Source organism: Bradyrhizobium sp. HKCCYLS3070 (assembly GCF_051167575.1).
Classification (GTDB): Bacteria; Pseudomonadota; Alphaproteobacteria; order Rhizobiales; family Xanthobacteraceae; genus Bradyrhizobium.
This window is the reverse complement of sequence record NZ_JBNPTI010000006.1, coordinates 63268-83196: the sequence shown is the minus strand read 5'-3', so window position 1 is coordinate 83196 and position 19929 is coordinate 63268. Positions and strand designations below refer to the sequence as shown.

General features: G+C 62.4%; 17 protein-coding genes. 7 read left to right on the top strand and 10 right to left on the bottom strand.

Translation table 11 applies throughout. The annotated features are described in order from the left end of the window. Positions 1-392: 392 nt before the first annotated feature. From ACQR03_RS20295 to ACQR03_RS20285, 3 genes are all read right to left on the bottom strand, one after another. Positions 393-1172, bottom strand: a complete 780-nt coding sequence (locus ACQR03_RS20295; protein WP_315753532.1) for an enoyl-CoA hydratase/isomerase family protein — start codon at positions 1170-1172, stop codon at positions 393-395. 72 nt (positions 1173-1244) lie between these two features. After that, on the bottom strand, positions 1245-1982 hold the full coding sequence (locus ACQR03_RS20290) for an esterase/lipase family protein (RefSeq protein WP_315753624.1): 738 nt from the start codon (positions 1980-1982) through the stop codon (positions 1245-1247). Continuing rightward, entirely contained in the window at positions 1982-5407 is a 3426-nt protein-coding gene (locus tag ACQR03_RS20285) for an acyl-[ACP]--phospholipid O-acyltransferase (RefSeq protein WP_316225647.1), read from the bottom strand. Before ACQR03_RS20285 ends, ACQR03_RS20290 begins: the two co-directional genes overlap by 1 nt. Positions 5408-5699: 292 nt before the next feature. Between ACQR03_RS20285 and ACQR03_RS20280 the strand changes: the two genes are divergently transcribed. After that, positions 5700-6119 (top strand): hypothetical protein, encoded by a 420-nt coding sequence (locus ACQR03_RS20280; RefSeq protein ID WP_434841799.1) that lies wholly within the window; start codon positions 5700-5702, stop codon positions 6117-6119. Positions 6120-6135: 16 nt separating this feature from the next. Here ACQR03_RS20280 and ACQR03_RS20275 read toward each other — a convergent pair whose 3' ends face one another. Beyond that, positions 6136-8223: a molybdopterin oxidoreductase family protein gene (locus ACQR03_RS20275; protein WP_434841798.1), complete on the bottom strand. Its 2088-nt coding sequence runs from the start codon at positions 8221-8223 to the stop codon at positions 6136-6138. Positions 8224-8587: 364 nt separating this feature from the next. Between ACQR03_RS20275 and ACQR03_RS20270 the strand changes: the two genes are divergently transcribed. The 3 genes from ACQR03_RS20270 (at position 8588) to ACQR03_RS20260 (ending at position 10723) form a co-directional block, all read left to right on the top strand. After that, positions 8588-9274: a GntR family transcriptional regulator gene (locus ACQR03_RS20270; RefSeq protein ID WP_315713634.1), complete on the top strand. Its 687-nt coding sequence runs from the start codon at positions 8588-8590 to the stop codon at positions 9272-9274. Positions 9275-9329: 55 nt separating this feature from the next. Beyond that, on the top strand, positions 9330-10328 hold the full coding sequence (locus ACQR03_RS20265) for a TRAP transporter substrate-binding protein (protein WP_434841797.1): 999 nt from the start codon (positions 9330-9332) through the stop codon (positions 10326-10328). 206 nt (positions 10329-10534) lie between these two features. Beyond that, on the top strand, positions 10535-10723 hold the full coding sequence (locus tag ACQR03_RS20260; protein WP_315753523.1) for a TRAP transporter large permease subunit: 189 nt from the start codon (positions 10535-10537) through the stop codon (positions 10721-10723). 29 nt (positions 10724-10752) lie between these two features. Here ACQR03_RS20260 and ACQR03_RS20255 read toward each other — a convergent pair whose 3' ends face one another. Together ACQR03_RS20255 and ACQR03_RS20250 are read right to left on the bottom strand one after the other, a co-directional pair. Then, entirely contained in the window at positions 10753-11484 is a 732-nt protein-coding gene (locus ACQR03_RS20255) for a Crp/Fnr family transcriptional regulator (protein ID WP_315753521.1), read from the bottom strand. 569 nt (positions 11485-12053) lie between these two features. Next, complete coding sequence (locus ACQR03_RS20250) at positions 12054-12767, bottom strand: helix-turn-helix domain-containing protein (RefSeq protein WP_315712941.1); 714 nt, start codon at positions 12765-12767, stop codon at positions 12054-12056. A 138-nt stretch (positions 12768-12905) separates the two neighbouring features. Between ACQR03_RS20250 and ACQR03_RS20245 the strand changes: the two genes are divergently transcribed. Then, on the top strand, positions 12906-13223 hold the full coding sequence (locus ACQR03_RS20245; RefSeq protein WP_315712942.1) for a c-type cytochrome: 318 nt from the start codon (positions 12906-12908) through the stop codon (positions 13221-13223). A 10-nt stretch (positions 13224-13233) separates the two neighbouring features. On the opposite strand, the gene ACQR03_RS20240 is transcribed toward ACQR03_RS20245, so the two are convergent. The 3 genes from ACQR03_RS20240 to ACQR03_RS20230 are packed head-to-tail and all read right to left on the bottom strand — an operon-like array spanning position 13234 to position 16256. Next, the gene (locus ACQR03_RS20240; RefSeq protein ID WP_434841796.1) at positions 13234-14334 is read right to left on the bottom strand and encodes an ABC-type transport auxiliary lipoprotein family protein; all 1101 of its coding nucleotides are present in this window, start codon (positions 14332-14334) and stop codon (positions 13234-13236) included. Between the two features lie 3 nt (positions 14335-14337). Then, a complete protein-coding gene (locus tag ACQR03_RS20235) occupies positions 14338-15117 on the bottom strand; it encodes an ABC transporter ATP-binding protein (RefSeq protein ID WP_315712944.1) in 780 nt (259 codons plus the stop codon). A gap of 2 nt (positions 15118-15119) precedes the next feature. Beyond that, positions 15120-16256, bottom strand: coding sequence for an ABC transporter permease (locus tag ACQR03_RS20230; protein ID WP_315753517.1), 1137 nt, complete (start codon positions 16254-16256; stop codon positions 15120-15122). Between the two features lie 161 nt (positions 16257-16417). Here ACQR03_RS20230 and ACQR03_RS20225 point away from each other — a divergent pair, with 161 nt between their 5' ends. Beyond that, positions 16418-16690: a hypothetical protein gene (locus tag ACQR03_RS20225; protein WP_315753516.1), complete on the top strand. Its 273-nt coding sequence runs from the start codon at positions 16418-16420 to the stop codon at positions 16688-16690. Next, the gene (locus ACQR03_RS20220) at positions 16691-17197 is read left to right on the top strand and encodes a phage holin family protein (protein WP_315712946.1); all 507 of its coding nucleotides are present in this window, start codon (positions 16691-16693) and stop codon (positions 17195-17197) included. 38 nt (positions 17198-17235) lie between these two features. On the opposite strand, the gene ACQR03_RS20215 is transcribed toward ACQR03_RS20220, so the two are convergent. Next, positions 17236-19929, bottom strand: a complete 2694-nt coding sequence (locus tag ACQR03_RS20215) for a bifunctional acetate--CoA ligase family protein/GNAT family N-acetyltransferase (protein WP_315712948.1) — start codon at positions 19927-19929, stop codon at positions 17236-17238.

Below are 19929 nucleotides of genomic sequence, written 5' to 3'. Positions count from 1 at the left end.
AAGCCGTAAGCCCGTCGCGCAGGGAAGGCCGGTAGTTGCGGCCAAACCTGTGGTCACTGCCGCCTGCTTTTCTTCCTGCAGGCGGGCATGGGGGCGGCGAGCGCCCGGCCTTCCCTGCGCCCTCTTCGTTCAGAGGGCGAAATCTGACGCAAGACTCGGACGCGAAGCGTCGCGAGATCGCGGATCCATGTATCACCCTATGTGGACAAATATTGTTGGAGCAAAGAACCTTTCCACCCCTCCACTGTCATCGCCCGCGAAAGCCGGCTATCCAGTATTCCAGAGGCCGTGGTCATCGAACCGGGAGGCCTCGGCGTACTGGATGCTCCGCCTTCGCGGAGCATGACAGCGGCAACAACAGAGCCGCCGTCACACACTCTACCCGCAGCGAGCTACTTCCCCGGCCACACCGGCTTGCGCTTCTCGGCAAACGCCCTCAGGCCCTCCTTGGCATCCTCGGTCATCGCCAGCAGCGCGATCTGGCTTTCGAGATAGGCGATGGACTCGTCGAACGACATCGAGGCGATGGCGCGCATGGCGTATTTGCCGCGGCGGATGGCGGTCGGCGACTTGTCGACGAGACGGCCGATCAGCCAGTCCATCTTGCCGTCGAGCTCGGCGGCGGGAACGACATGGTTGAGCAGCCCGGCAGCCTGTGCAGTCTTGGCGTCGAACGGCTCGCCCGTGAGCGCCCATTCGTTGACGAGACGCGGCGGCGCGATACTCTGCAAGAGGCTCAGGACCTGCATCGGGAACACGCCGACCTTCACCTCCGGCAGGCCGAAGACGACGTGATCGGCTGCGACCGCCATGTCGGTCATACACAGCAAGCCCATGCCGCCGGCCATACAGACGCCGCCGACGCGCGCAATCGCCGGCTTGGTGGAATTCTGCGACAGCCGGAGCAAGTCCGCGTAATCGACATTCGGGCGGGAGAAATCCATCGCGAAGGCCGCGCCGGAGTTCTGCAGGTCGGCGCCGGCGCAGAACGCCTTGTCTCCTGCGCCGGTCAGCACGATCACGCGCACCTCGGGATCGTCATGTGCCGTGCGATAGCCGCGCGAGATCCCGGCGATCACGTCGCCATTCAGCGCGTTGCGCTTCTCCGGACGATTGATGGTGATCCAGAGGGCCTGCCCGCGCTTGTCGAGAATCACGCTGTCGTCGGTCATCGCCTTGCCTGTCGCTTGATGTCGGATGCGAGATTGTCGCGGGATAGCTGCCGCGGGCAAGGAAAACTTGCGTCAAGAGGCCGCGCGGCGGCCGATCTCGGCGATGACCCCGTGCAGCAGCGGACGCACCGGCTCGAACTGGCCAGTGCGCAGGAACGCGATGGTCTGCCGGAACGACGTCGGATGCACCAGCAGGCCCATGTGCGACGCCTTGATGGTGGTGTGGTCCGTCATCCCGGCGAGCTTGCAGCTCTCGACGGAGACGCGGCCGTCGTTCGGCCACGGCAGCAGGAACAGCCCGGCGATCGGATCGAGGAAGCGGTTGCCGGCGATCACGCCGATCTCGTAGTCGGCGGGTGGCAGAGAGGCGAGCGTGACGTCCTTCGTGGTCACCAATTGCAGGCCGGCTGGACCGAAATAAGCGCGATAGAGCCCGACGTTCTGCAGCCGGTCGGCAAGCTCGCTGCCGCCATTGGGCGTTCCCAACATGACGACACGGCCGAGCCGCGCCGGCCGATGCTTCGCAATCGCGACCCGTGCCAGCAGCCCGCCCATCGAGTGGGTGACGAAGTGGATCGGACCGTCGATCCTGGCTGTGAAATCGGCGATCGCCGGGCGGATGTCGTCGGCAAGAAACTCGAGCGGTTTCTTGCGGCTTTCATAGTCGAGGTTCAGCGTCGCAAAACCTGCGCGCTGCAACCGCTTTTCCAGTGGACGCAGCATCAATGATCGGCCGGCGATGCCATGCAGCAGCACAACCCCCGCGCCGCGGGGGCCACTGTGCTGAGAACGCCGGCGCAGCGATGCGATCACGCGACTTCCCGCTCCTCCGGCTCACGCTCCGTCGTAGCGGTTGCCGCACTCGCCTCGGCAAGTGCCTTGGCGCCGACATAGTCGGTCTTGCCGGAACCGAGCAGCGGGATCTTGTCGACCACCATCACGACGGCCGGCACCGCAAGCTCCGGCGCACCTTGGCCTTTGGCCTGGCGCTGCATCGCGGAGCGTTCGGCATCCTTCTGCGTCGTGATCAGCACGATGCGCTCGCCCTTGCGCTGATCGGGGATCGACACCGCGACCGAAGCCGCCTGCGGCCACAAGGTCGCGGCGATCTGCTCGACCACCGTCAGCGACACCATCTCACCGGCGATCTTGGCAAAGCGCTTGGCGCGGCCCTTGATCGTGATGAAGCCCTGCGCGTCGATGGTGACGATGTCGCCGGTGTCGTGCCAGCCCTCCGGCAGCGCCTCGAGCACGCCGGGATTTTCGGCCCTGACATAGCCGAGCATGACATTGGGCCCCCGGACCGAAAGCCGCCCGCCCTCCTCGATGCCCGGCACCTTGTCGAGCCGGTACTCCATCAGCGGCGACAGGCGCCCGACGGTGCCGACCCGGTTGGCCATCGGCGTGTTCATCGCCAGCACCGGCGCGGTCTCGGTGACGCCATAGCCTTCGAGCAGGCGGATGCCATAACGCTCCATGTAGATCTGCCGTGTCCGATCCTTGACCGGCTCGGCGCCGGCGATGACCAGCCGCAGCGTGCGGAAATCATAGGCATGAGCGGAGCGTGCGTAACCAGTCAGGAAGGTGTCGGTGCCGAACAAGATCGTGGCGCCAGTCTGATAGATCAGTTCGGGCACGATCCGGTAATGCAGCGGCGACGGGTACATATAGATCGGAATGCCCGCCAACATGGGCATCATCATGCCGCCGGTGAGGCCGAAGGAGTGGAACACCGGCAAAACATTGAACACAAGATCGTTAGCGTTGGCATCGACCCTCGCCAATGCCTGGGCGGCGTTCGCGAGAATGTTGCGATGGGACAGGACGACGCCCTTTGGCGTGCCTTCGGAGCCGGACGTGAACAGAATCACGGCGGGGTGGTCGGCATTGCGGGCGACGCGCGGCCTGGTGCCGTCGATCATTCCCTTGATCTTGTCGGCCAGGCTGACCGAGGCCTTGACGTCCTCGAGATAGACCAGACGGGCCTGCCCCTCGATCGCCGCGATCAGCTTGTCGAGCTTGCCCTTCTCGATGAAGGCCCGCGACGTCAGAACGGTCGTGACCTGCGCCGCCTTCATCGCCGCCAGCACGTTCACCGGGCCGGCAGAGAAATTCAGCATTGCCGGCACGCGGCCGATCGACTGCAGCGCCATGAAGACCACGGCGACGCCGGCGGAGTTCGGCAGCAACAGGCCGATGTTCTCGCCCACCATCGTGCCCTGCTCGAGCTTGCGGCTGAGCACCTGCGAGCCAAGCAGCAGCTTGCGATAGGTCAGCTTGGTGCCGAGCGGATCCTCGATCATCACCTTGCCGGTGTCGTGGTCGCGATGGGCATGGGCGAGCGCCTCGAACAGTGTCCGATCCAGCATGGCGTTCTTGACCATGGCTTCGATCATCACGTCCTGCAGCGCAGCGCCAGCCGCGTTGCGGCGGGTCTTGCCCTTGAGAGCTGCATCGATGGTGAGCTTCACCGGCGGCAGGATCGTCACCGTCACCTTGGGAAACCACGAGCGCTTGATCTGGCCATCCTTGAGATAGCTGAGATGCGAGCGCTGCGCGCCCTCGATGCGGACGGGCACCACGACGGCATCGGCCTTGTCGGCGATCATCGCGGTGCCGTCATAGACCTTCATCAGCGAGCCCGACACCGTGATGCGGCCCTCCGGGAAGATCACCACCGGTTCCTGGCTGGCGACCAGCTTGATCAGGTCGCGCGCGCCGAGCGGCTTGGTCGGGTCGATCGTGATGTGGCTCACCAGTTTCAGGAAGATCTTCGCCCACCAGGCCTTGGAGATCCCGGTGTCGACGGCAAAGGTGGTATCGATCGGCAGCACCGCGTGGAGCAGCGGACCGTCGATCAGGCTGACATGGTTCGGCGCGATCAGCATGCGGGTGCCGACCGGCGGCAGGTTCTCCAGCCCACGCACCTCAGTGCGGAACAGCGCGCGGAACAGCATCGCGCCGAAGTCGCGCACGCCCTCCCTGCCCCATTTGGTGAGCACGAACCAGACGGCGCCGAAGCTCGCCAAGGCCAGACCGAAGAAGATCCAGGCGATCGAGACGCCTGCAGCCTGCAGGCCAGCCACGCCCAGCGAGCCGACCACCATGAAAGCGGCCTGCAGCACGTTGCCGGCGGCGATGACCCGGGCGCGCTCGGTGGGCTCCGACCACGCCTGCACAGCGGCGAACGCAGGAACCACGAAGAGGCCGCCGCCGAAGGCGAACAAGGCGAAATCGAACAGCATGCGCGAGCCTGACCAGGAGCCGATGAATCCCAGCGGCGTGATTCCCTTCGCGATCTCCGTCGTGCCGATCGCCCAGGACAAGTCGAGGCCGAGCACGCCCATGATGATGGCGCCGATCGGCACCAGCGCGAGGTTCGGCCTGACGTGGCTAAGATGCGCGGCGAACAGCGAGCCGATCGCGATGCCGACCGCAAAGATGGCGAGACACAGGGTGACGACGCCCTCGGTACCGCCGACGACGTCCTTGACCAGGGCCGGCAGCAGCGACAGCACGACGGCACCCACCAGCCAGAACCAGGACACGATCACCATGCCGTCCCACAGTCGGGGCGCGGCATGTAACGACTTCAGAAGGTGCAAGGTCGAGGTCCAGGGGTTGGCTGTGATCCGCAGATCCGGCGCGGACGGCACCGTGTGCGGGATGCGCGAGGCGGAGGCCCAGGAGATGACGGCAAGGCCGATCACCGCGAGAGCGACCCAGCCCATGTGCGAGGAGCCGGAGACAAGCTGGCCGCCGGCGATGGTGCCAATCAGGATGGCCATGAAGGTCGCACCTTCCACTAGCGCATTGCCGGTGGCGAGCTCGCCGACCGTCAGCTGGTCCGGCAGCATGGCGTATTTCACCGGGCCGAACAGCGCGGCGATGACACCGAACATGCCGAGGGCGACGAACAGCAGCGGGATCGAATGCATGAAGAAACCCAGCGCCGCGAAGCCGGCAGCGAATATCTCGGCGAACTTCAGCCTGCGCGCGACGATGCCCTTGACGTACCTGTCGGCCAACTCGCCGCCGAGTCCCGAAAGAATGAAGAATGGGAAGATGAACACCGCACCGGCCACGGTCACCAGCGCATCGCCATGCACGGCCATGGCGCCATAGAGCAGCATGATGACGAGCGCATTCTTCAGGACGTTGTCGTTCAGCGCCGAGGAGAATTGCGCCCAGAACAGCGGGGCAAAACGGCGCGACGACATCAACTGCTTGATCATGGTCGTTTCCTGGTGTGCTGCGGCGGCTCGGCCGCAAGGATGGCAAGAGTCTTGAAGGTTGGTGATGAAATGAGGTGGTGCCGGTGATGCACCCTGTTAGACGCGGTCATGCGGTCTGCCGTTCTGTTGTCGGCCGCCGACCAGCACGAAGAGTAGCCCGAAGGTCGTGTGCAAAAGGCTTATCCAGACCGAGGGCAGCTGGACGGAGGTTATGGGACGCGAGGACATGGTGACCGCTTCCTTGCGTATGAGCCGGGGATTTGAGCCGTGATCAACTCAGCTCACTCAGGTAGTGGAAGCGGCCGAACAGGCCACCGCGGCGAGGCCGGCGTCCCTCGCGAGCAGCTGCGCGAAAAAGCCGGTCTCCGGGCACCCGCCTTGCGCGCCGCGCGGCCAGCAGGCCGGCAACGTCACAGGCGTTGGCGATGCGCTCAACGCGTGCCGCCACAAGGTGAGACGCAGCCCGAGCCAAACCGTTCAGCAACGGCTGGAGATCGACGACGGGAAAAAGCTGCGGACCGCGAAAGCTGAGAACCTGCATGGGATTACTCCTCTAATTTTGAGCAACGCTCAAAATTCATATCTCAAAAATGAGCGCCGCTCAATAAAATTCGATAAGGCGGAGCGATTGGGTAAACGAAGTCTTCCCGGCCGCGGCCAGTACACCAAGCAGGGCATCAAGCCATTGATTATAAAAAAATATTTCCGATGACCCGCCTAGGTCGGCGTCACCCGGCCGATTTGCGCAGCCAGACCTTGTTGTCGTGAAAGGCCGCGCCCCCGATCGGCGCGACGGTGTCGGCAGCGGTGAGCACGTTGATGCCCCGCCCCCCGACATGGGCGCGATTGGGATGGATGGATTCGGCGATCAGCACCCCGCGCCGGACTCCGTCGAACAGCCGGGCCGCAAGCGAGGTCTGGCCACGCTCGTTGCCGAGCGTGACGATATCGCCGTCGACGATGCCGAGCGGGGCTGCATCGAGCGGATGGATCATGACGGAGGGTCCCCCTTCCCGCGCCTGCGACGATGGCGTCTCGTTGAAGGAGGTGTTGAGGAACGAGCGCGCGGGGCTGGTCGCAAGCCGAAACGGATGCTGCTGATCGACCTCTTCGGTCACCGCCCAATGGTCGGGCAACGACGGCATGCGTTCAGGATTGCCCATGACGCGGCCGAATGGTGGATGCGCCCAGTCGGCCTTGAAGTGAAATTTCCCGTCGCTGTGCGCGAAGCCGTCGAGATAGTGCGAGGTGCGGAAGTCCGGCTGAAGGTCGCGCCAGACATCGGCCTCGAGCCCGGCGATATCGCCATGGCCGCTCTTCTTCAACGTCGCATCGATCAGCTCGCGCGGCGACATCTCGAAGCCCGGATGCACCGCCCGCAGCCGGCGCGCCAGGCCCTGCAGCACCTCATGATTGGACCGGCACTCGCCGGGCGGGTCGATCAGCTTCGGTCCGATCGAAATGTGCTGATGGCCGCCGCCGTAATAGAGATCGTCATGCTCCATGAACATCGTGGCGGGCAGCACGATATCCGCCATCTGCGCCGTCTCGGTCATGAACTGCTCGTGGACCGCGACGAAAAGATCCTCGCGCGCAAATCCGTTGCGAACCAGCTCCTGCTCGGGCGCCACCGTCATCGGATTGGTGTTCTGGATCAGCATCGCCTTGACCGGCGGACCGCCGCACAACGCTGCTCGATCCCCGGTGAGGATACGCCCGATCTGCGACTGATCGAGAAAGCGGGTGGAATGATCGACAGCATCATGGCCCTCGATGATCGTTTCATCGAAATGCCACAGCGCCGCGTTGTTGAAGAAGGCTCCGCCTCCCTCATACTGCCAGGCGCCGGTCACCGCGGGAATGCACGATGCCGCATGCATCTGCGCCGCGCCGTTCCTGCTGCGGGTGAAACCATAACCCAGTCGGAAGAAGGTCCGCTTCGTCTCTCCGACCAGACGGGCGAACGCCTCGATTTCGGCCACGGGAACGCCAGAGATTTGCGATGCCCATTGCGGCGTCCGGGTCTCCAGATGCGCTTCGAGTTCGGCAGGACAATCCGTGTACTTCTCCATATAGGCGCGGTCGGCATAGCCATCGCGAAACAGCACGTGCATCACGCCGCAGGCAAATGCGCCGTCGGTCCCAGGTCGCAGGATGACCTTGATGTCGGCCTGCTTCATGGTCTCATTGTCGTAGACATCGATCGCCGCGATCTTGGCGCCTCGTTCCTTCCGGGCGCGCGCCGCATGAGTCATGACATTGACCTGCGTGTTCACCGGGTTCGTGCCCCAGATCACGACCAGATCCGAGAGCGCCATCTCCCGCGGATCGACGCCGGCAATCTTCCCGGTGCCGATGGCAAAGCCGATGCGCGCGACATTGGCGCAGATCGTCGAGTAGAACCGCGAGTACTTCTTCACATGGGTGAGACGGTTGAGGCCATCGCGCATCACGAGACCCATCGTGCCCGCGTAATAATACGGCCAGACCGACTGAGCGCCAAAGTCGCGCTCCACCTGGAGAAACCGCTCGGCGATCACGTCCAACGCCTCGTCCCAGGTGATGCGTGCAAATTGCCCTGAGCCTTTCGGGCCGACGCGACGCATCGGATGCATCAGCCTCTCAGGATGATGAATCCGCTCGGCATATCTCGCGACCTTGGCGCAAACCACGCCAGCCGTATAGGTCTGCCGTTTCGAGCCGCGAACGCGGCCGATCGTCTTCCGATCGAGCACTTCGACGTCGAGCGCGCAGGCCGACGGACAATCGTGCGGGCAGGTAGAATGGCGGATATCGACCCGAGTCTGCTGGTTCATGCCCGATTGGTAGCATCAAAGAATGCATCCGCCGAGAGCATTCGCGAGGCATTCGCACGAACGAGATTCGTGCGTGTCTGCTCCACCGCAGATTTGCTTCTGGATGTGGACAAGTCGCCGCCGACAACGGCCGATCCGGCGTTAGGGGCGAGATGAAGACGGCAAGAAAAGACGATAGGCTCTGTTGCGTGCTCGTGGTTGTTGCTGCCTGCGTACAGCGCAGTGCACCATCACGAGTCCTCAGCTGACGGCAATTTCGATTGCAAAGCCAGTTTCATATATTAATATATCAGCTGAGGAAACGAAGATGTCCGGTCGCCCCCCGAGGAAATTGGCCGCAGCGCCACGGCCCGTGGTCGCCCGCATGCGCCGCAATGGTCGCCCCCGCGGCGCGACAGCAGCGTCACGCATCTACACCGATCTCAGGTCCGAACTCGTGTCGCTCGTGCGCCTGCCGGGCGAACCGATTTCGGAAGCGCAGATCGCGACGGCCTATGGCGTCAGCAGGACACCGGTCCGCGAGGCCATTCTGAAACTCGCGGACGAAGGGCTGGTCGAGATCTTTCCGCAGTCCGGCATCTTCGTCTCGCGCATTCCGGTCGCAGCACTCCCCGAGACCATCATCATCCGAAAGTCTCTCGAGGAGACGACCGCACGGATGGCGGCCGAGCATGCGACATCGAGCCAGTTGCTCAACCTGCATGCGACCCTCGAACGTCAGCGCGAGGCCTGCGCCGCAAAGGATCGCGAAGCCTTCCACCAGGCGGACGAGATGTTTCACGCTGGCATCGCCGAGGTCGCCGGCTATCCCGGGATCTGGAAGCTGATCGTTCAGGTCAAGGTTCACGTCGACCGCTATCGTCGACTGACCCTGCCGCAGATCGGACGGATGGCCGAAGTGATCGCAGAGCACGAACCAATTCTCCAGGCCATCGAACGGCGCGATCCGGATCGTGCCAGGGCTGCCATGGCGAGTCATCTGGAACGCCTGCTCGACGACATCTCTGAAATTCAGACCAAGAATCCAGAGTATTTCGATCAACCAGGCTAACGAGATGATCGCATCGAACCTTGCGGCGACACGATCATTCCGTCGGAGAGACGCCATGAAAAGACGCGATTTCATCAGACTGAGCGTGGGCTTTGCGGGCGTTGCAACGCTGCCGCCGATCTCGGCCGCCCTTGCGCAATCGAAGGCGGTGTTCAAGGCATCCGACGTTCAGCCGCCGGGTTATCCGACGGTTGCAGCAACAGAAAACCTCGGCAAGAAGCTTGCAGCGGCAACCAACGGCAGGCTGTCGATCCAGATGTATCCCTCCGCTCAGCTCGGCGGCGAGAAAGAGACTATCGAGCAGACCCAGATCGGGGCGATCCAGATACTGCGGGTCAGCGCCGGCGCGCTCGGTCCGATCGTCGACGACGTCAACGTCGTCAACATGCCATTCCTGTTCAAGAGCATCGAACATTCTGAAAAGATGATGGACGGTCCGATCGGTCAGGACCTTCTGGACCGCGTCAGCGCCAATGCCAGCGCAAATCTCGTCGCACTCTGCTGGATGAATTCTGGCGCGCGCAGCATCTACAACACCAAGAAGCCCATCAGGACGGTCGAGGACGTCAAGGGGCTCAAGATCCGCGTGATCGGCAATCCCATCTTCATCGACATGATGAACGCGCTCGGCGGCAACGGCGTCGCGATGGGCTACGATCAGGTCTTCAGCGCGCTGCAGACCGGCGTGATCGATGGGGCCGAAAACAATCCGCCGAGCTACGTCTCCAGCAATCATTATACGGCCGCGAACTACTATTCGCTCACCCAGCATCTCGTCATTCCGGAAATCCTCGTGTTCTCGAAGCGGTCCTGGGCAAACCTGTCGACCGACGACCAGACCTTGATCAAGAAGTTCGCGCGCGAAGCGCAGATGGAGGAGCGCGAACTCTGGAAGGCCTACGAGCGGGAAGCGATTGAGAAGGCCAAGGCCGGTGGCTCCGAGATCGTCGAAATCGCCGACAAGGCGCCGTTCCAGAAGGCCGTGAAGCCGGTCTGGGACAAATACGGTCCGAAGTACCAAGAAATGATCAAGCGCATTCAGGACATCGCATAGACCGCATGCTCGGTTCGGACGATCAAGAGGCTTACGATGGCCGGACTCTATCGCCGGGCGATCGATGCACTGTATCCCGCTTGCGTCATCGTGGGCGTAACGGCGCTCGTGCTGATCTCAGCCGTCATCCCTTGGGCGGTCTTCACCCGCTACGTCCAGAACGGCGCCGCTTCCTGGCCCGAAGCGATGGCCGTCCTGTTGTGCTGGTGCCACCAAGCCATAACGCCGTCCTTCACGCGCTCGCGCCCGGCGGAACGATCTCGATCAGCGCACTGTTCATGGCGGGTGTATTCCCGGGGCCACTGCTCGGCCTCTCGCTGATCCTGCTCTGCATCGTGATCGCCTATCGTGAGGGCCATCCCCCACGGCCAGCGGGTCCGGCCATCATCGGCTAGGTAGGACGCCGGAAACTGCCGCGCCGCCCCTACTCGTCTTCGTCTTGACCAGCCTCCGCCAATCCGCGTAGCGGCTCGGGGTTCAGAAGCACGATCGCCCCGTGCTCGAGGCGGACCCAGTCCCGCGCGGCCCATGCACGCAACTGCTTGTTGATGCTCTCCCGCGTCATGCCGACCATTTCGCTGATCTCCTGCTGCGTGATGGCTATGGTGCGGCTCGCGGCATCCAGCTTGCGCTTGTCGGTCAGGCCGAGCAGCGCACTGGCAAGGCGGCGGGGAAGATCCTGAAGGATGACCTGCTCGACCTGGTCGCTGGTCCAGCGCAGCCGATCGCAAAGCAGCTCGATGAACTTCATTGCCAGCACCGGCTGGCTCTTTACGAACGGCAGGAATTCGCGCCGATCGATGACCAGGATCTCGCAGTTCGTATTGGCCGTTGCATCGGCTGTACGTTCTCGTCCGTCGAGCACGGCGACTTCGCCGAATATCTCGCCGGCGCTGATCAGGTTCAGGATAGCATTGCGACCGTCGGGCGACGAGACACTGATTTTGACGGTGCCACTGATCACGGCATACAAGCTCGAGCCGGGATCGCCTTTTGAGAAGATGGTTGCACCGCGCTTGAGCGATGTCGGCTTGGCGTAGCGGCAGAGCTGATCGACCGCATCAGCCTCGAGTTCACAAAAAATCGGGTGCTGACGCAGCACCGACAGCTTGCCGTTGTTGGTAGGTCGGACGCTCGCCCGCTTTTCCTCAGCCACACCGCATCTCCCAGGCGTCCGAATACCGCCGCCCAAGGGAGAGGTCCAAAGCCGGTGGCCAAGGCCCCGCAAATGTCAGGGGACTATGGACACGCCTACAGCCACCAGCAAAGACGATCCCTCGGACTTGCGACCACCGATCCTCGATTTCATTGCACCTCGGAATACGGCAGATCGGCGGATTGTCCAGGAAAATGCGGCGAACGCTCAACGGCGAAGCCAGTGCCAATCGACGCCGGGGGCGTTTCCGCCGCCGAGACGGGCCGGCATACATTGTGCAACGCGTGAGCGTCGTCCAGCCGCCCCGTCGGACCAGCAGTGCTACTCTTCTGAGCGCAAGATGCCGCAGTCCAAGGGCAGCCTGTACCTCACACCCGATGCCTTGTCTGTGAATCAGCCCAAAGCAGGACCGCAGCGAACCCGACAAAAACCCCCACAACTGCAAAGCTGACGATCATAGCGTCGAGCGGCATGTCTCTCTCCCCTGTTCGAGTTTGAGACACAGTTCCCTACGGGCTGCGCGACAGTCCTTGATCCAGATCAATGCAATGCGGATTTCGCCAACGATGTCAGGCAGCAGCCATTGCTTCGGCTCGCGCCGAGTCCCGAAGCGAGACGCCCCCGGGCAGGATCGCGATGATGCCCTCCCGTTCGAGCTTCGTGAACGTTCGACTGACGGTCTCGATGGTGAGCCCGAGATAGTCGGCGATATCCTGCCGACTCATCGGCAACGGTACCATGTTAGAGGGTCCCCGAAGCTCCACCAGCCGATCCCTCCAGCCAACGAGGAATGTCGCGACCTTCTCCTCGGCTGATCGGCGCCCAAGAAGTACCATGTGATCACGCGCCTGATTCAGCTCCTGCACGGCCAGTTCGTTCATCCGGCGCAGCAGATTCGGCTTGTCCTCGGCAAACCGTCCGAACGGTCCCTTCGCGAACTGGCAGACGGTGACGGGACCGATCGCGTCAGCCGAAAATCCGTGCCGTTCCTCCGTCGTCATGCCGACGAAGTCACCGGGGAGCGCAAATCCGACGATCTGCCTGCGTCCGTCGGGGAGAAGCTTGTAGAGCCTCATGACCCCATCCAATAAATTGTAGAAGCAGGACGACGTGTCTTCCTGCGCGAAAACCGTCTCGCAGGTCGCAAAATGCGCTCGGCGGCTGAGGTGCTCGAATTCGCGCATTTCGAACTGGTCGAGCGACGCACAGACACTGAATCCCCGCACGGCACAATCGGCACAGGCCTGCCCGTGGAAATCGATTGCAACAAGAGACGTCTTCATACGGGGGCTCCGGTGGGCCAAGCGCAAAGAGAATGATTGCATTCTAACGGACGCTCGAAGTTCCGATTGATTCAAATCAAACGAACCAACAATCCGGGCCCTATCGTGGCCGCCACTCCCAACCAATGGATATCGTGAATGCAGCGGCTTGTTCTGTGCCACCTTCTCGCCGCGATTGCGTTAGCGACCCCGTCATACGCGGCGTCGACGGCGCAGCAACGCGGACAGGCTTTCGCGAAGGCCCACTGCGCACGATGTCACGCCATTGGTCGAACGGGAGATAGCCCGTTCGAACCGGCTCCTCCGTTCCGAAGCCTCCATCTCCGCTACCCGATCGAATCTTTGGGCGAAGCGCTCGCGGAGGGGATCATGACTGGTCACCCGGCCATGCCCCAATTCCAGCTTGCGCCGCCGCAGATCCACGATCTGCTCTCGTATTTGAAGAGCTTGGAATAGCCCGATCGATTCAGAGCGCCTGTATCGTCCAGGTCAGAATCGATTTGGCAATCCGGCCGAAGGCCTCATCGAAGGCGGACACGGCATCAGCAGGATCAAGCCGGGCAACGGGCTGGTTTTCGTCAAACAGCCGAGACGCGATGGCCTTGCCGTTCTTGTCGACGAGGCGAGCCGACAGGCCAATTTCCACCGCGGCGGTATCGCCATTGATCCGGAAACGGCGGACATCGATCAGCAGCTGAAAATCCGGCTGGCCCAAATCGGATGTCCGCAGCGGAGCGTGGGCCACATCGTAGTTCTCGAAGGCATCGATCAGACGTGATTGCAACAACTTGGGGATGCTGTCAGCCCACAGGAAATCACCGAACCCGGGGTAGTCCTTTGTGGGCGTGAACAGTATGCGCTGAGTCTGCAGCATCGCCACGGCCGTGGGCTCAGGTATCGAGAGCTGACCCTTGATGGTCTTGTTGACCGGCCCCAGTTCTCTTGGCGCGCTCAGATCATAGGTGACTTTCTGTGCTGGAGCACCGCCTCCCGTCATTTTCTCCAGACCCGAGACGATTCCATCGAGCTTGCCGGTATTCCGCGCGAGGCCGTCCGAGAATGTCTTGAGGTTGGCGATCGTATCTTTGAGCGGCCCGGCATTCTCCGCAAGAACTGCGTCGACACGCCGCAGGGCGTCCCGGGCGGCCTGCGTCATGCTTTGTCCGGCGCCTGGTTCTGCAATCAAGGTCGATACGGCACTCGCCGCTCCTGCAGACGCGCCGCCCTCCAGCGCGATCACCGGCACTCCGGTCAGCCCCTGAAATTCCAACCCTACTTTGGTGTCGGCGCGCACCGGGGTCGTCGACGCCACGGAAATCGTTGCGTTGACCCGACGCGGATCGTTCGGCGCCAGACCGAGCTCAGTCACCTCGCCGACCCGGATTCCGTTGAACAGAACGGCAGCCCCGACCAGCAGGCCGGGCACCGAGCCCTCGAACTGCACGTGATAGGTCGTGCGAGGCCCGAGTCCTCCGGTGTTGTTGAGCCAGTAAACGAAGCCAAAGATCGCGACGATGGCCGCCAGCACGAAGCCGCCGATGACAGCGAAGGGCGCACGGGTTTCCATCTTTCAACTCGCTTTTGGTTGCAGCATCTGGGATCGCTTGCCGTGAAAATAGGCTTTGACCCATGGATGTTCTGATCGGAGGAGGTCGCTCATAGGACCAATCGCCACGATCCTGCCATCGGCCAACGCAGCGACACGGTCGCAGACCGTGTTGAGGCTGGCGAGGTCATGGGTCACCATGAACACCGTCAATCCCAACGTCAGCTGGAGCGTCTTGATCAGGGCGTCGAAGTCGCCGGCGGAGATCGGATCGAGGCCGGAGGTCGGCTCATCAAGAAATACGATCGCCGGATCGAGAGCGAGGGCGCGCGCCAGCGCGGCGCGCTTCGTCATGCCGCCGGATAGCTCGGCTGGGAATTTATCACCGTCCTCTGCGCGAAGGCCGACCATTTCGAGCTTGGCTATCGCGATCTCATCCATCAACTCCTGCGACATCTGCAGGCTCTCGCGCAGCGGAAACTGTACGTTCTGTTTGACCGTCAGTGACGAGAACAGAGCACCCTGCTGGAACAGAATTCCCCAGCGCTTCGCTGCAGCCTGCGTCGTCCGCTCCTCGGCGCCCCCAACGGTTGTCCCCATGACCTCAATGGTCCCGCTGCGCCGAGGAATGAGTCCGATGATCGTCCGCATCAGGACGGATTTTCCGCCGCCCGACGCGCCAACCAACCCGAGAATCTCACCGCGACGAACGTCGAGCGAAAGATTGTTCAGAACGAGCTGCCGGCCGAACCCGACAACGAGATCGGTCACGCGGATCGCGCTGGACACGCCAAGATCATCCATCGCTACATTCCAATGGACGCAAAAAACACGGCGAAAAGACCATCGAGCACGATGACCAGGAAAATGGATTTCACCACGGATGTCGTAGTCTGTTGCCCCAGCGATTCGGCACTACCTTTCACACGAAGTCCCTCACTGCAGGCAACAATGCCGATCACCAGGGCCATGAACGGCGCCTTCAATATTCCCACTTCGAAGTGCGTCACCGAGATGGCATCGTGTAGCCGGGCGATGAAGATTGCCGGTCCCATGCCGCCATAGAGCTGGGCCACCAGCCCTCCTCCATACAGGCCGGCCATCGAGCCGATGAAGGCGAGAATTGGCAAGGTCAAGATCAACGCAACGATACGGGGCAGAATCAGCACCTCGACAGGATCAAGTCCCATCGTCACCAGCGCGTCGATCTCCTCGCGCATCTTCATCGATCCAAGCTCGGCCGTGTAGGCGCTTCCCGACCGCCCTGCCACCATGATCGCGACGATCAGAACGCCAAGCTCGCGCAGGACCAGAATTCCGACCATGTCGACGACGTAAGACTCGGCACCGAAACGTCGAAAATGGAAGATCCCCTGCTGGGCGATGATGGCGCCGATCAGGAATGTGATCAACACCACGATTGGAATGGCCTGCCACCCGATGCGGTACATCTGATAGACGAGGGAGGTCACGCGCAGAGATTGAGGCCGGCGCAGCGTGCGCAGCAGCGCAAAGAACAGCGCGGCCAACATGTCCAGAAACACCTTGATGTCCTGGGCGGCCCCCAGACTCGAACGACCGAGGTCGGTGAGTTTGGCGAGGATCGGGTTCAGTCTCGGTGCCGGCTCGACGACTCGTCGATTGACCTGCCGGACCTCCTCGACGAGGCCGACGTAGTTTTCTGCTACCCCGATCATCTCGACCCGACGATCGCCCGCAGCAGCCCGGCGGCCGAGCTTCTCAAGCAACCAAGCACCGACGGTATCGATTTCGCTGACGGCCCCAAGATCGAGCTTCACGGCGGTCGCGCTGTTGATGCTGTTGCCGACAGAGCTGGTCAAGCTCTCGAGCTCTGCCACGTTCAGGGACACCCATGATCCGCTCGGACGAAGCTCGAGCACATCCTCTGTCGTCGCCGCGGTCAGTCCCGGATGAGCACGCAATTGGATGTCTCCCTCAGTCGGCGTGCCGAGGCACACCCGTTCCTAAATCGCGCCGATCTGCCTCGCTTGATCTGCGTCAATCCCGTCAGCGCAACGGGTTGAGCGAAATCAAGCATCGTGCCGAGCTACGTTCTACAGTGATTTTGACGCAAGGACAAAACATGGCCATCGACCCGACGACCCTCCGGACCGAGCTGGAGAGCCTGACGCGAGAGCTAAGCCAGCTGTTGCGGGGCGCGGGTACGCCGCGTGACAACCCGGACGCGCAACCAGCCGCCGCCGGAATGCTCGCTGCAGCGATCGAGGTGCTAGACATGCGTCTAAGCGAGACAGACGTTCAGGTGGAACGAATGATCAGGGATCGTCCGATCGTGGCGACGGCTTCGGCCTTCGCCCTCGGGCTTGCCGTTGGCCTCCTGCTGCGGAGAACTTAAGTGGATACCGAAAATGTCGTTAAACATTTACGCCTTCTCTGGCGGACGGACCGGGTCATTGCCGACATCAGGCTTCGGCACTTGCTCGTCGGGCTTGGCCTCCGGGCCTTTGCGGCGCTGATCGCCGTCTTTGGCCTCCTGATGTTCGAGCTGGCGGCCTATCTTGCATTGGTCCAGGTCACCTCCGCGGTCGTGGCAGCCGCGGCACTCGGAGCCTGCAATATCGCGATTGCGGCGATCCTGCTGATCATCGCATCCCGTGCACCGTCCGGCCGGGAACTCGAACTAGCCAACGAGATTCACTCCTCGGCGATGGACTCGCTGCAATTGGAAGCACGAGCTTTGCAGTCCCGAATCTCGAGCGTGGTCAACCATCCGCTCAACAGCCTCATTCCGCTGCTCATCGTTCCCATTGCGACGATGATCATCAGAACTCTCCGCTCGCATGGCGCTTCCGAAGGCGAGGCGGCGAGTCCGCCGTCCAATGACGACCACCATCCGACCTGAACCGATGGACCGGGTGAGAGGACACCGAAGATCTGAGCTTAGAGCCTGAGTTTGACATTGCAAAGGTCGCGCTCGGTTGGATCGGTTTTGACCTCGAAACCGAGATTCCTACACATCTCCAGCATGACGACATTCTCCTGCAGGACGTCGCCGGAGATCATCTTCAGGCCCTCCGACTTGGCGTATTCGATGATCAGCTGCATCAATGCCCAGCCGAGTCCGCGTCCCTTGAGATCCGACCGCAACAGGATCGCGTATTCCCCGCTCTCGTAAACCGAGTCGGAGTGAATCCTCACGACGCCGACCAGTTCGTTTGTCGCTTCATCGAGAGCCACAAAAGCCATCGCGCGCGCATAGTCGAGCTGCGTCAGGCGCGCGATGAACTCGTGCGTGAACTCCTTCATTGGAGCAAAGAATCGAAGACGCAGGTCTTCCGCAGTGACATGCTTGAGGAACTCATGAATGGTTGGCTCATCCTCGGGTCGGATCGGCCGCGCAAGGATCCGCCAGCCGTCCTTGACCTGGAGATGCCGTTCCCATTGGCTCGGATAGGGCCGAACGGCGAAATTCGACGGACCAGAGCCTTTGAATTTCGGCGGAACCCTGCCGACGGCGACGCGCGCATCGACGGCCATGACGCCGCTCTCGTCGGCGAGCAGCGGATTGATATCGAGTTCGCGAATCTCCGGAACGTCTGCTGCAAGCTGCGCAAGCTTGACCAGCACCAGTGCGACTGCATCGGGCTTGACCGCTGGGACATCACGATAGGCGCGCAGCAATCGTGAGACGCGCGTCCGCTCGATGAGGTTTCGCGCCAGATGGAGATCGAGCGGAGGCAGACCGAGCGCTTTGTCGTTGATGATCTCGACGGCGGTACCGCCCCTGCCGAACACGATCACGGTTCCGAAGGTCGGATCGTCGGCAATGCCCATGATCAGCTCCCTCGCCTTGGCGCGGACGATCATGGCTTGCACGATCACGCCGGAAATCCGTGCGTCGGGCCGAACGGCCTTCGCGCGGGCCATGATCTCGTTCGCGGCGTTACGCACGGCCTCGGCCGTAGTGAGATTGAGCACGACACCGCCGACGTCGGATTTGTGAATGATATCTCTCGACAAGATCTTGAGCACGACAGTTGTGCCTTGAGCGAACAACTGCTCCGCATATCCGACCGCCTCGTCGACCGAGGACGCAGCGAACGTCGGAACCATCGCAATATCATAGGCCTCCAGCAGGCGACTGATCTCGACCGGATCGAGCCAGGTCCGCCCGTCGGCGAGGGCTGTCGCTACAATTCTGCGGGCTGCCTCGACGTCGGGCGCAAAAGAGCTCGGCATGGCCGGCGGCACAGCGGCAAGCGATTCGACCACCTCCCGATGACGAACGAGATGCATGAAGCCGCGAACGGCATCATCCTCCGTTGGGTAGTTCGGAATTCCTGCCCCGCTCAAGGTCTCGATGACCGACTGCTCCGCACCGACCCATGCCGCCAGAACCGGCTTTGCCCAGCGCCGGTGCTGCTTTCGATAGGTACTGACGAACTCGGTGACAGCCGTGGCAATGGCGCTCGCGGATGCAATCGCGGTCTGAACGTTCATGACGAGAATTGCATCGTTGGCTCGATCGGCGAGCAGCGCCTCGAGCGCGAGCGTGTAGCGTGCAGCATCGGCATCGCCGACGATGTCGACCGGGTTGGATCCGGACCAGGTCGGCGGCAGGATGGCGTCGAGTTTGTCGTGGACGACCGGCGAGAGTGCGGCAGGCACGCCTCCGAGCTCGACCAGTCGATCCACCGCGAGCACGCCGATCCCGCCGCCATTCGTGAGAATGGCGAGCCTCTTGCCCATGGGCGACTCCACCCGCCCCAGCGTTTCGGCGCAGTCGAACAACTCGCGCAGATCGGAGACCCGCAGAACGCCGGCCCGGCGAAAAGCCGCATCGTAGACGGCATCCGCTCCCGCCAGCGCGCCCGTATGTGTCGCGGCAGCTTGCGCACCGACGGCACCGCGGCCCGATTTCACGACCACAACCGGCTTGACCCTTGCCGCCGCTCGCGCCGCGGACATGAACTTTCGAGCGTCCTTGACGGCTTCGATGTAGAGCAGGATCGCGCGGGTCCCACCGTCCAGCGCGAAGTGGTCAAGAAGATCTGCGAGATCGACGTCCAACTGATCGCCGATCGAGACGATTCCAGAAAACCCAACACCGCGCTGAGCAGCCCAATCTACCATCCCCGCCGCGATAGCGCCGGACTGTGAAATGAGCGCCAGGCTGCCTGCAACCGGCATGTGCGCCGAAAAGCTCGCATTGAGCTTGATGGTCGGCATCATGATGCCGAGACAGTTCGGCCCAATGAGACGCATGCCGTATTTCTGCGCTGCCTTCTCTGCCTGATCGGCGAGGGACCCCTCTCCGTGCCCGAGACCCGAGGTAATGATCAGAGCCCCTGCCGTCCCCAACGCGCCTGCGCGATGAATGAGATCCGGGATCGAAGGGGGTGGCGTCGTGATCACCACAAGTTCCGGCACAAACGCCAATTCGGCGAGACTGCCAACGGCTGCGATGTTGGATATTTCCCGATAGCGGGAATTGACCAGGCCAAGCTTGCCCTCGAACCGCGCCTTGACGATATTGTCGAGAATGGCCTTCCCTACCGAGTTCGGTCGCGGACTCCCTCCGATCAGAGCGATGGAGCGAGGCAAAAGCAGGTTCCGCAATCGGTAGGTCGACAT